Here is a 12,715-nt window from a genome sequence, read left to right as displayed (position 1 = left end):
GCGGCTGGCCTCACAGTTTTCGCGACTCTGCAGGAGAATATCGAGAGGCTGGGCCATACTGAAAATAGCAGAGCATAAACCTTACTCTTCATGGCGATTAAAAGGGAGGAATATGCAGGCAATACACCACGTAGAAAAGTTTCATCCAAAAGATTTTGATTTTATTGCATTAAGTCTGGCCCAGATGAACTCACAAGGGCGGAAAGTGGACGTTGAACAGGTCACCGGCAGTATGAATGATGCATGTAAATCCCGGTTCCTCGACAGCTACCGCTACCATCTCAATCTATTTGTCGAAAAATCACCAAGTTGACACAACAGGCCGGATAGCATAATCCGGCCTGTTCATTATTGTGTTCCGGCAACATCTCTGTGAAGGCAGATAACACCCCCAGATGGGGTTCACGACTTTGCAGAAAAAGTATTTTTCCACCCTGCTCCTCATTACCAGTAAGAGACGTTGTCAGTCGCTGATGCACGTATCGGTGTATACCCCTGCAAATCACATATCTTTTTTCCGCATGCTGGTTCCCCGGTCAGCAGACTTATCTATGGTGATAAAAATTACTAATGAGACATGCGAAATAAAAAATTAATTTTATGACTTAAATTCGCTGTATTCGGGCATCACCTAAAACCCCTGAAATGTTATCAAATGGTTAAATAATATGATTTAAAACCACCATTAATTAACATTTTATTTTGTCTTCCCCCATCAATCCCTCATGATTTAACACAAAATCAACATAAAAAATCATGAATTTTAACATTAATGTGCATAACTCACAATTACGTAATCCTGACTTCCTGGGGTCGGTTCCGGCTGAGGGCGAAATGACACCCTAAGCTTTCGGTTCCTTGGGCCAAAGATATTCGCCAGTCAGTAGAATGTGCGCCCAGCCCAATGGGGATATGTGGGGAAGAAATTCAGGGGGAACATCCAACCCTTCGTTCCGCCGCTCCGTGACGGCATGACCAAGATGGACGGTATTCCAGTAAATGATCACCGCAGTCAATAAATTGAGCCCAGCGATTCGGTAGTGCTGCCCCTCTGTCGTGCGATCGCGAATTTCCCCCTGCCTCCCGATACGGAGCGCATTTTTGAGCGCATGGTGGGCCTCTCCCTTGTTAAGACCGATCTGAGCACGCCGCTGCATGTCCGTATCCAGGATCCACTCAATAATGAAAAGGGTCCGTTCAATACGACCAACTTCACGAAGCGCAACTGCAAGGTTGTTTTGTCGTGGGTAAGAAGCGAGCTTGCGCAGGAGTTGGCTGGGCCTGATTTTGCCAGCGGTCATCGTCGCGGCACAACGGAAAATATCAGGCCAGTTCGCAACGATAAGATCCTCCCGGGCTTTTCCACCTACCAACTTGCGTAACTCCCTGGGGGTCGTATCGGGATTAAATACGTACAACCGCTTCGATGGCAGATCCCTGATTCGCAGAACGAGATTGTAGCCGAGCAGGCTACTGGCTCCGAACAAATGGTCGGTGAATCCTGCTGTATCGGCATACTGTTCGCGAACATGGCGACCGACCTCGTTCATCAGTAGTCCATCGAGAATATACGGTGCCTCGCTCACGGTCGCCGGGATCGACTGACAAGCGAATGGCGCGAACTGGTCGCTTACGTGAGTATACGCTTTGAGGCCGGGAACAGAACCATATTTGGCATTGACCATGTTCATGACTTCGCCATGCCGCGCTGTCGGGAAAAACTGACCATCGCTCGATGCTGACGTGCCCATCCCCCAGACGCGTGACATCGGCAGTTTACCCTGCGCGGCCACCACAATTGCCAATGCCTGGTTCATGGCTTCGCTTTCAACATGCCAGCGGGCAAGGCGTGAGAGCTGCCAGTAATCATGCGTGTTTGTAGCTTCCGCCATCTTACGCAGGCCCAGATTGAGCCCTTCAGCGAGCAGGACGTTGAGCAGACCGATCCGGTCGCGACATGGAGCCCCGGTTCTCAGATGGGTAAACGCATCTGTGAAACCAAGGGCTGCATCAACTTCAAGCAGCATGTCGGTAATCCGAACGGACGGCATTCGGCGATACAGATCCAGTATGAGTGCCTCGGCACCATCCGGCACGTCTGCTGTCAACCTGTCGATCCGCAACGTTCCATCTTCTATGCTACCGTGCGGAATAGTGCCGTTACGGGCAGCCCGGGCCAGCCGCTTAAGAGCGATCGTGAGTCGCGCCTTTCTGTCTGCCAGCCAATCCTGTGGGTTGGAAGGCACGGCCAGTTTTGCATTTTCCTGCGCCGCGATCATCGGCACCAGTACCTGCTTGAGGTCACCATAGCGGCGCGAATGAGCGAGCCAGACATCTCCGGAACGAAAAGCATCCCGGAGGTGAAAGAGTACCGCCACTTCCCAAAGACGGGTATCTCCTTTTTCCTGAGCTCGTAAATGACGGTTCCATTTGGAGCTGGGCCGCAGGAAACGCCTTTCTGGCGATGCAACACCTTTCATCTCTCCGATCGACAAAGCTGCTGCTACCAATGGTCCGGCGACCGGCGCGGCTTCGAGCTTCAGACAGCGCAACATGCGGGGCGCATAACGACGAAAGCGATGGTATCCCTGCCCGACATATGCAAGAGGCTCATCGGCTAGCGTGTTGCTGAGTTGAGTCCCTGTCGCTACCAGTTGAGCGAGCCGGTCCCATGCAACCGAACTGGCGACAGCCATCTCCAGCGGGGTTCCGTCACTGCGGGCCTCAAGCAACGAAGCTCCCAGCGCGGTGAAGGTACGGATCGTATCCGTGAGTGTGGCTTTAGAGCCGGAAATTGTTTCGTCATGCTGGCGCTTCGCTTCCCGCCAGGTTTTTCCTACGATCCTGTCATGGGTTTCGACTATGGCATCAGCAATCGCCGCTTCCCACTCCACAACACAGACGGCAAGGATCGCCCAGCGGCGGTCCGAAGTGATGTCACGCAAACCGTCGGTGAAGTAGCGTTCACCCTGCCGACGCAGCCGGGCAATGCGATGGGCAGGTATGCTGGCCAAAGCACTATGATTGATATTCAGGGTACGCAGAAATTCGAGCCTGTCGAGCAAACGGTTAGCAGCAGCCGAGTTGTTACCAACCTCGAAGTTGCGAAGCCAGATGAAACGACTGATATTGCCGGCGAGCATTTCACTCAGAAGTTTGTCCAGGTGATCGCGAACATCCGCTGTTAAATTTTCCGCAATCCGCGTTTCAATCCGCCGCTCAGCGGCGACCAGAGCATCCGCGCACAAGCGCTCGATTGTCGATACTGCGGGCAGAATGGTGGAAGTTTCCCGACACCGCACAATAAAACGATGAGCAAGATCCTCGTTTGATCTGGCATCTTCGGCCTGGCCGAAAGTCCACTCCCGCAGATCACGGGCACCACGGCCCGTGAAGGTCTTGTAGCCGTAAATTTCGCGCAGCGTGTCCATGTGCTGCTGACGGGTTTGGCGCCGTGTGGCATAAGTGAGAAGCGCATCAGCCGGAACTCCAAGCTGAGCACCGACGAAGGAAAGGACTTCACGCGGGATCATCTCACCAGGAGCCAGTGCACGGCCCGGATATCGTAAGGCACAAAGTTGCAGGGCAAAGCCAATCCTGTTTTCCGGTCTGCGGCGCTGCCTAATGTTTTCCAGGTCATCATCGCCCAGCGTGTAGAACTTCAGTAGCGACAGTTCGTCCGTGGGCAGATCGAACAGCGCTGCTCGCTGCCGTTCGGTGAAAATATGGCGTCGTGACATACAAATTCGTCCCTTTTGAAGTATAGTCTGTTTTGGACAACAGCCAGCCCATATAAATCAGGGCGTTCCGATACAAAAATCCAGGAGGGTTCAATTGGGACATCGTGCCGCCATTTACTGCCGGGTTTCAACAGCGGATCAGTCTTGTGAACGCCAGGAATTTGATCTGCGAGCCTTCGCCGGCCGTGCCGGCTACGACGTGGTGGGAATATTTAAGGAAACAGGTTCAGGAACTAAACTCGACCGGGCCGAGCGAAAGAAAGTCCTGGCGCTTGCCCAGTCCAGACAAATTGATGCAATCCTGGTCACTGAGCTTTCCCGGTGGGGGCGCTCGACGCTCGATCTGCTCAATACGCTACGTGAACTGGAGAACTGGAAGGTTTCCGTGATAGCCATGAATGGAATGGCGTTCGATCTTTCGTCGCCGTATGGACGAATGCTGGCGACGTTTCTTTCCGGCATTGCGGAGTTTGAGCGGGATCTCATCAGCGAGCGGGTCAAGTCAGGCCTTGCTGTTGCGAAGGCACGTGGTAAGAGGCTTGGTCGTCAGGCCGGAGTGCGACCAAAATCAGACCGACTTTTGCCTAAGGTGGTTGCGATGAGGGCCGAGGGACGCAGCTATCGCTGGATCGCACGCGAGCTCGGTATCAGCAAGAATACCGTCGCTGACATCGTGCAACGACACAGAGCTAACGCTTAGGGTGTCATTTCGCCCTCAGCCGGAACCGACCCCTTCAAGCGTCATGAGTGGGATTTCACTGAACCAAAATATGTGGATTTCCCGTCACGCGGTATTTTCCATGTGCAGGTCGGCGGCGGTGCCACCACTGGCGTGGTGAGCGCGGTCAATAACAACAGCAGCAGCTGGATGCGCGCGAAGCTGGCGGCCTATCGTAATAACCCGGTTAAACTCAAAGATTGATCGATTAAGATCGTGTTCTTTGTCTGAAACGGAAAAGCCGACGCGTTATGCGTCGGCTTTTGTTTTTTGGTTTTCCACGGTGGCGGCGCGCTGCGTCTGTCCGGGCTACCGATTATGCGGCTGTCTGGTAGCCCGGACAGGTGCGCAGCACCGCCTCCGGGAATGACTCAGGCCGTGCGCCACTTGCGCGTCAGCGGCTTCTCAATTTCCACAATCAGGAACATCACAAAACCGATAATAAAGGTGATCACCCAGTAGCGGAACGGCAGCGCTTCGGTACCGAACAGCATCTGCATAAACGGCGCGTAGATAATCAGCAGTTGCAGCACCAGCAACACGCCGCTGACAATCCAGATACCCCGGTTCGCCAGCAGCCCTTTGCTCAGTGAGAAACCATCCGCCACCCGGCAGTTGAGCATATAAAACCACTGTGCGGTGACCAGCGTCTGCAACAGTACGGTGCGGATAAACTCAGGTGAGTAGCCTCGCGGCTGTAGCCAGGCCTCCAGCACAAAGGCGCTCACGGCGATCATCGAACCGACAAAAATTACCCGCCAGATGGCAAAGCCGTCCATCGCATGCAGCTTAGGATCGCGCGGCGGACGGCGCATGATGTTCTTTTCACCGGCTTCGAACGCCAGACCAAACGACAGCGTGGCCGACGTCGCCATGTTCATCCACAAAATCAACACCGGCGTCAGCGGAATCAAATTCCCCGCCAGCAGCGCGATAATGATTAACAACCCCTGCGCCAGGTTGGTTGGCATAATGAACAAGATCGTTTTCTTCAGGTTATCGTAAACCCGCCGCCCTTCCCTGACTGCACTGGCGATGGTGGCGAAGTTATCATCGGTCAGCACCATATCAGCGGCCTCTTTGGTCACTTCGGTGCCCTTGATGCCCATCGCGATACCAACATCGGCCTGCTTCAGCGCCGGGGCGTCGTTCACCCCATCACCGGTCATCCCGACCACCTCTTTCCTGCTTTGCAGCGCCTGAACCAGACGGAACTTATCTTCCGGACTGGTACGGGCAAAAATATCGAATTTCTGCGCCGCTTCACTCAGTTGGGTATCGTCCATCACCTCCAGCTCGCGCCCGGTAATGGCGTTCCCGGCGTTGCCGATCCCCAGCATCTTGCCGATACTCATCGCCGTTTGCGGGTGGTCCCCGGTGATCATCTTCACGCGGATCCCCGCCTGCAGGCAGTCGCCGATAGCGGTAATGGCCTCTGGTCGCGGCGGGTCCATCATCCCGGCGATCCCTAACAGAATGACGCCATGCTGCAAATCCTGATGGGTGAGTTCGGTTTGCCCGTCAGCCGCCGGTTTCCACGCTGCCGCCACCATGCGCAGCCCTTCCCGCGCGTACTCTTCAATTTTCGCTTCCCAATACGGCTGGTCCAGCGGCTCCAGCCCATGGTCGGTTTGCTGATGCTGACACAGGCGGAACAGCACATCTGGCGCACCGGTAATTAAAATCGTCTCCTCATTGCCGATGCGGTACAGCGTTGACATATATTTGTATTGCGAATCAAAGGGGATCTTACTGCGCAGTTCGGTGCTCGCCGGCGAAAGCGTCACTTTCGCCGCCAGCACCTTCAGCGCCCCTTCCGTAGGGCCGCCAGTGATTTTCCACAACCCGCTTTCATCTTTGATTAGCTGGCTGTCGTTACACAGGTCGATGGTGCGCAGATAGCGCTCCAGCAGCGTGCCCGGCGCGACGGTTATCGGGTCCGGCTCATCGATCGGGTGAATATTCCCCACCGGCTCGTAGCTGTCCCCTTCCACCCGATAGACTTTATCGGCGGTGATAACGGCCTTAACCGTCATCTCGTTCATGGTCAGCGTCCCGGTTTTATCCGAGCAAATAACCGTCATCGCCCCTAGCGTTTCGACCGTCGGCAGCTTGCGGATAATCGCCTTCTGCCGGGCCATGGTTTGCACGCCAAGCGAGAGGATAATCGAGATAATCGCCGGCAGCCCTTCCGGTACCGACGCCACCGCCAGGCTAATCAGCGACAGCATCAGTTCAGAAACCGGCATATCGCGGAACAGCAGGCTAAAGACGAATAGCGCAGCCATCATCACCAGAATGATGATAAAGATGGCTTTGCCGAGCTTATCCATCTGCACCAACAGCGGAGTACGGTGTTTCTCGATATCCGCCATCATCTGGTTAATGTGGCCCAGCTCGGTATCGCCACCGGTTGCCACCACCAGGCCTTTGCCACCGCCGGAGCTTACCGTGGTGCCTGAGAACAACAGGTTCGTCCGGTCACCCAACGGCAGTTCGCCGCTAAGCGCTTCGGTACTTTTCTCCACCACCGTTGATTCACCGGTCAGAATCGCCTCTTCCACCCGTAGGTTATGCGCTTCGATAACCCGCAGGTCTGCTGGAATGCGGTCGCCGGCGCGGATCACCACGATATCGCCGGGAACCAGCGCCGTGGTCGGAATGGTTTCATGATTCCCCTGACGAACCACCACCGCTTCGCTGGAGAGCATATTGCGAATGCTCTGGAGCGATTTTTCGGCGTTACTCTCCTGAATATGACCAATCAGGGCGTTGATCACCGCCACGCCGAGGATCACCAGAGTATCGACCCAGTGGCCCATCACCGCCGTCAATAGCGCCGCCGCCAGCAAGACGTAAATCAGCACATCATTAAAATGCGCCAGAAAACGCAGCCATGCCGGTTTACCCGCTTTTTGCGGTAGCGCATTTTCACCGTACTGCTGTAAGCGCGCCGTCGCTTCAGCGCTGCTGATGCCATCGGGAGTGCTGTTGGTGCTGGTCAGGGTTTCATCCACGGAGAGCTGATAAAACGGGCCGCCCGGTTTTTCTGTATTCATAGTTATCTCCTCACTCCTGTAACGGAAATCAGGACAGCCTCAGGCTGCCCTTAGCGCACCACAAAAACCGGCACATGGGCATAACGCACGATACTTGCCGCCTCTGAACCCAACAGATGGGTTTGAATATTGGGATTGCGTGAGCCAATGATCACCACATCCGCCTTCAGTTCATCTGCCAGTTTCGTCACTTCATCGCGGACGTTGCCGCTGCGAATATGAATCTGGACATCGCTTTCCTTCAGAGAGAGTTTATTGATGAGTTCAGCGAGTTTTTCTTTTGAATTATTAACCAGATAGTCTTCCATTTTTCGCGCATCGGAAATAAATCCGCGCGTCAGTGCAGGAGAAAATGTCGGGATGACGTTGAGTAAATGAATCTGCCCGGAGGAGCTTTGCGCGAGGAATTGAGCATGGGACAAAGCCTTGTCCGCAAGGCCGGTTTCAAACACATCAACCGGGACGAGGATATTTTTATACATAGAGACAATCCTTTTATTACCTATAAAAAAAGGTGGTGAAAACAGCGCAGACAATGGCGCTGAGGAAGAAATCTCGATTCGAAGTATGATGGGTATAATTAAACGTAGCACACGGCGATTAACATTATTAAGATGCCAATTAATATATTGAAAAATATCACAGACTCAGTCGACCTCAGACAATTCAACTGAAAACCCAGCAAAATCGTCAACATTACCGCAAATTTTACTCTTTTTAACATTTCCTTTTTTCAACGACTATGCTCATTATCAGAGGCCTGCGCGCCTCTAAAAACCATTCAACAATTATGTAGATAAGAATCTACTTAGCACAAGGTTGATACCAGAGGAGGAGCAATGTTCGGCTACAGCCTGTTTCGCCTGAGCCTGTTTATTGCCCTGGCAATAATCGCCTGTACGGCTTCCGGGTTATTTACCTATTTAGTGGTCTCAGCGCTGGCTGAATAAAGCCGGCATTTGTGAAAAATATGTAAAATAAAACCTTTAGCACCGAGGGGAATACAGTGAACCGTTATTTTTCTCTCATTCCCGTTGTTATTTTAATAACAACGGCTTGCGATCAGAAAGCACCGCAAGTTACCCCGCTGCCGCGGATGGTAAAAGTTGCGGATGTCGTCGCCATTGGTGATTCACAGCAGCGCATTTTTCCTGCCCGTATTGAATCCGGGGATTCTACCGATCTGTCGTTCAAACGCGGCGGACAGATTGAATCCCTTGATGTGCGTCAGGGAGCCAGTATCTCTCAGGGGCAAGCGCTCGCCCGGCTCAACGCCCGGGAAGCGCAGCAACGCGTCAACGAACGGCAGACCGCAGCAACCCTCGCTCAGCGGCAGTTCGACCGCTTCCAGACGCTGGCCGGTCGCCAGGCCATTTCAAAAGCGGAAATGGATATCCAGCGGGCCAACCGTGATTCCGCCAACGCTGCGCTAAAAATCGCCCGCGAAGAGCTAAGTCAAATGACGCTCACCGCGCCGTTTAGCGGTATTGCCGCCAGCGTCCCGATCCGTAATCACCAGGTTGTCGCCGCCGGACAGCCGATCGTCACCCTGACGCGAACCGATCTGCTCGACGTGGTGTTCAGCATTCCGGAGAATCTTTTTACGACTATTGATATCCGCAATGCGCAGTATCGTCCGGTGGTGAAAATCAACTCTATGCCGGACCGTCAGTTCACCGCCGAATATAAAGAACATACCGGTAGCAGCGACAGCAACACTCTGACCTGGCAGATCATTTTAACCATGCCGCGCCCGGCCGATTTTCCGTCAGTGGGCGGCGTGAGTGGGACCGTGACGGTCAATCTGGCAAACCTGCCCGCCAGCGCGGGCGATAAAGCCGTCGTGGTGCCGGTTGAAGCGGTATTTAATCCGGATAATCGCCAGCGCAATGAGCCCCACGTCTGGGTAGTTAAAGGCGAAGGCGAACAGCTACAGCTTGAGGACAGAAAAGTTGGCGTCGGCCAGGTCACCTCTCAGGGAGTGGTCATTACCGAAGGGCTTAGCGTCGGCGAGCGCGTCGTGGCGGCAGGCGTCAGTGAACTGCATGCGCAGCAACCGGTTCGAATCTGGACGCGTGAACGAGGTTTGTAATGGATATCTCTCGTCAGTTTATTAACAACCCGATTCGCGTCTGGCTGACTATTTTACTGCTGGGCATCGGGGGTATTTTCGCCCTGCTGAATATCGGTCGCCTGGAAGACCCGGCGTTTACCATCAAGACCGCCGTGGTCATCACCCACTATCCGGGAGCCTCGGCGCAGCAGGTTGAGGAAGAAGTCACCCTGCCGCTGGAGAACGCGCTGCAACAGCTGCCCTATCTGGACAACGTCAGCTCAATTTCCTCCAATGGTCTGTCGCAAATCACCGTCAATATCGCCTCGAATTATCACTCCAGCGAGCTGCCGCAAATCTGGGATGAGCTGCGCCGTCGGGTAGGAGACGCCGCCCGGATGTTCCCGCCCGGCGTGGCCTCCCCCTTTGTGAACGACGATTTTGGCGATGTCTTTGGCTTCTTCTTTGCTATCTCCGGCGAGAGCTTTACCAACCCTGAGCTGGTCCGCTACGCCGAGCAGCTCAGGCGCGAACTGGTGCTGGTTCCCGGCGTTGGCAAAGTCGCTATCGGCGGTGCGATCCCACAACAAATCAATATCGATATCTCGCTGGCAAAAATGACCGCCCGCGGTATCACGCTCAACCAACTGGCGGCAATCCTCAGTCGCTTGAACGTAGTGTCTAACGCCGGTGAGATTAAATCCGGCAGCGAGTCAATTCGCCTGCATCCAACGGGGGAGTTTGAAAATCTCGACGAGCTGGGCGATTTGTTAATCAGCCCGCACGGCTCAGGTTCAGCGACGCGATTGCGCGATATTGCCACGCTATCGCGCGGACTCAGCGAATCTCCTTCCAGCATTTATCACGCTAATGGCCGCCAGGCGGTCACTATGGGGGTGTCGTTTATTCCCGGCGTCAACGTCATTGACGTTGGTCGCGCGCTGGAAAGCAAACTGGATCAGATGTCGGCGGAAAAACCGGCAGGGATCAAAATTGACCTGTTCTACGACCAGGCTGCAGAAGTGGCTCACTCGGTGAACGGCTTTATCACTAACTTCCTGATGGCACTGGCCATTGTCGTCGGCGTGCTGCTGATCTTTATGGGCGTGCGCAGCGGTATCATTATTGCCCTGTCGTTAGCGCTTAACGTGCTCGGTACGCTGCTGATTATGTATCTGTGGGGCATCGAGCTACAGCGTATCTCGCTGGGGGCGCTGATTATCGCCCTGAGTATGCTGGTCGATAATGCCATCGTCATCGTCGAAGGGGTACTCATTGCCCGCCAGCAGGGGTCGACGCTGCTCACGGCGATTAATTATGTGATTCGCCGCTCGGCGCTGCCGCTGCTGGGGGCGACGGTGATTGCTATTCTCGCCTTTGCGCCGATTGGCCTGTCGCAGGACTCCACCGGAGAATACTGCAAATCACTGCTCCAGGTGCTGCTGATTTCACTCATGCTGAGCTGGTTCTCAGCGTTAACCATCACGCCAGTACTGATTAAATGGTGGCTGTTCAAAGGGCAACAGCCGCCTGCTGAAACCTCGGATACCGACCCCTACAGCGGGCGCTTTTATCGCATTTATCAGCAGATTCTGCACACCCTACTGATGCGCAAAGCGATCACCCTGACCGTCATGGCGGCGCTGCTGGCAGCTTCAATATGGGGATTCGGCTCGGTGCGGCAGAACTTTTTCCCCTCATCGAACACGCCTATCTTCTTTGTTGACCTCTGGCTTCCCTATGGCACTGATATTGCGACAACCGAAAAGATGGCCAGCGATATTGAAACCTCGATTAACGGCCAGCCGGGCGTTGTCACCACCATCGCCACCGTTGGTCAGGGCAGTATGCGTTTTATCCTCACCTACAGCGGGCAACGGCAATACAGCAACTACGCGCAGATCATGGTACGCATGGACGACCAGCGCAGTATTAACGCTCTGACGCAGCATGTTGACAGCTATATTGCGCGCAACTATCCGCAGGTTAATGCCAGCAGCAAACGCGTGATGTTCGGCCCTTCCGGCGATAGCGCCATTGAAGTGCGCATCAAAGGCCCGGATCCCGACCGCCTGCGCCTGCTCGCCAGCCAGGTGGGCGATATTCTCTCCGCAGACCCGGCCACCGACGGCGTGCGCAACGACTGGCAGAACCGCAGCAAGGTTATCCGCCCACAATATTCCGCCAGCTTAGGCCGCGAACTGGGAGTAGATAAACAGGATATCGATAACGCGCTGGAGATGAATTTCTCTGGTAGCCGTGCGGGACTCTATCGCGAAGGGGCTGACCTGCTGCCGGTGGTGGTTCGCCCACCAGCCGCCGAGCGCCAGGATGCTAACCACCTGAATAATGTGCTGGTCTGGAGCCAAAACCGCCAGCAGTATATCCCGCTCAGTAACGTGGTCAGCGGCTTTAATCTCGAGTGGGAAGATCCTTTGATCCTGCGCCGCGACCGCAGCCGCGTACTGACCGTGCAGACCGACCCCGATCCGCTGAGCAATCAAACCTCAGGCGATATTCTGGCGCGCGTGAAGCCGCAAATCGATGCCCTCGCCCTACCGCACGGCTACAGTATTGAGTGGGGCGGCGACGCGGAGAATTCCCGCGAAGCGCAGCAGGGGTTGTTCACCACCCTGCCGCTGGGTTACCTGGTGATGTTTGTTATCACTGTGCTGATGTTCAGCTCGCTGAAAAACGCGATCGCTATCTGGCTGACGGTGCCGCTGGCGCTGATTGGCGTAACGCCAGGCTTTTTGATTACCGGTATTCCTTTTGGCTTTATGGCATTGATAGGCTTGCTTAGCCTGAGCGGGATGTTGATTCGTAACGGCATCGTGCTGGTTGAGGAAATTGAGCAGCAGAAGCAGGAAAAAGCGCAGCAGGAAGCCATTATTTATGCCGCCACCTCGCGTCTGCGCCCTATTCTGCTGACCGCCTTCACCACCGTTCTCGGTCTGGCCCCTTTATTATTGGATGTCTTCTTCCAGAGTATGGCGGTAGTTATTATGTTTGGTCTGGGTTTTGCTACTATTCTGACGCTGCTGGTTCTGCCAGTGATTTACGCCTGTTTCCATAATAAGAGCCTATCCCAGTAGGCGTATATTGTTGCAGCCAGTTTGGGCACGGACAGCGCGCAACAACCGAA

Annotated in this window: 8 protein-coding genes; 5 read left to right on the top strand and 3 right to left on the bottom strand. The window is 54.5% G+C overall.

Annotated elements, in window-relative coordinates:
• Positions 1–112 precede the first annotated feature (112 nt).
• The gene (locus C2U41_RS28825; RefSeq protein WP_022631502.1) at positions 113–313 is read left to right on the top strand and encodes a hypothetical protein; all 201 of its coding nucleotides are present in this window, start codon (positions 113–115) and stop codon (positions 311–313) included.
• Positions 314–842: 529 nt separating this feature from the next.
• Here the strand turns inward: C2U41_RS28825 and C2U41_RS28820 are convergent.
• Positions 843–3,740 carry a Tn3-like element Tn5403 family transposase gene (locus C2U41_RS28820; protein WP_023307208.1) on the bottom strand — a complete coding sequence of 966 codons (2,898 nt, stop codon included), beginning with the start codon at positions 3,738–3,740 and terminating at the stop codon, positions 843–845.
• 94 nt (positions 3,741–3,834) lie between these two features.
• Here C2U41_RS28820 and C2U41_RS28815 point away from each other — a divergent pair, with 94 nt between their 5' ends.
• Positions 3,835–4,440, top strand: a complete 606-nt coding sequence (locus C2U41_RS28815) for a recombinase family protein (RefSeq protein WP_000509966.1) — start codon at positions 3,835–3,837, stop codon at positions 4,438–4,440.
• Between the two features lie 72 nt (positions 4,441–4,512).
• Positions 4,513–4,662 (top strand): hypothetical protein, encoded by a 150-nt coding sequence (locus C2U41_RS28810; RefSeq protein ID WP_176564481.1) that lies wholly within the window; start codon positions 4,513–4,515, stop codon positions 4,660–4,662.
• A gap of 167 nt (positions 4,663–4,829) precedes the next feature.
• Here C2U41_RS28810 and C2U41_RS28805 read toward each other — a convergent pair whose 3' ends face one another.
• Complete coding sequence (locus C2U41_RS28805) at positions 4,830–7,517, bottom strand: cation-transporting P-type ATPase (protein ID WP_016241527.1); 2,688 nt, start codon at positions 7,515–7,517, stop codon at positions 4,830–4,832.
• A gap of 50 nt (positions 7,518–7,567) precedes the next feature.
• Positions 7,568–7,999, bottom strand: coding sequence for a universal stress protein (locus C2U41_RS28800; RefSeq protein ID WP_016241528.1), 432 nt, complete (start codon positions 7,997–7,999; stop codon positions 7,568–7,570).
• A gap of 524 nt (positions 8,000–8,523) precedes the next feature.
• Here C2U41_RS28800 and C2U41_RS28795 point away from each other — a divergent pair.
• Positions 8,524–9,609: an efflux RND transporter periplasmic adaptor subunit gene (locus C2U41_RS28795; protein ID WP_016241530.1), complete on the top strand. Its 1,086-nt coding sequence runs from the start codon at positions 8,524–8,526 to the stop codon at positions 9,607–9,609.
• Positions 9,609–12,665 (top strand): efflux RND transporter permease subunit, encoded by a 3,057-nt coding sequence (locus C2U41_RS28790; RefSeq protein WP_045270087.1) that lies wholly within the window; start codon positions 9,609–9,611, stop codon positions 12,663–12,665. Before C2U41_RS28795 ends, C2U41_RS28790 begins: the two co-directional genes overlap by 1 nt.
• Positions 12,666–12,715: the final 50 nt, after the last annotated feature.

The sequence above is a fragment of the Citrobacter freundii complex sp. CFNIH4 genome (genome assembly GCF_002934505.1).
GTDB classification, from domain to species: domain Bacteria; phylum Pseudomonadota; class Gammaproteobacteria; order Enterobacterales; family Enterobacteriaceae; genus Citrobacter; species Citrobacter freundii.
Note: the sequence above shows the minus strand (reverse complement) of the source record. Positions and strands in the feature narration are given on the sequence as shown.

What these genes read in the sequence shown, in the direction of transcription:
- C2U41_RS28825 (WP_022631502.1), top strand. Translation starts at nt 113, where the DNA reads ATGCAGGCAATACACCACGTAGAAAAGTTTCATCCAAAAGATTTTGAT.
- C2U41_RS28820 (WP_023307208.1), bottom strand. Translation starts at nt 3,740, where the DNA reads ATGTCACGACGCCATATTTTCACCGAACGGCAGCGAGCAGCGCTGTTC.
- C2U41_RS28805 (WP_016241527.1), bottom strand. Translation starts at nt 7,517, where the DNA reads ATGAATACAGAAAAACCGGGCGGCCCGTTTTATCAGCTCTCCGTGGAT.
- C2U41_RS28800 (WP_016241528.1), bottom strand. Translation starts at nt 7,999, where the DNA reads ATGTATAAAAATATCCTCGTCCCGGTTGATGTGTTTGAAACCGGCCTT.
- C2U41_RS28790 (WP_045270087.1), top strand. Translation starts at nt 9,609, where the DNA reads ATGGATATCTCTCGTCAGTTTATTAACAACCCGATTCGCGTCTGGCTG.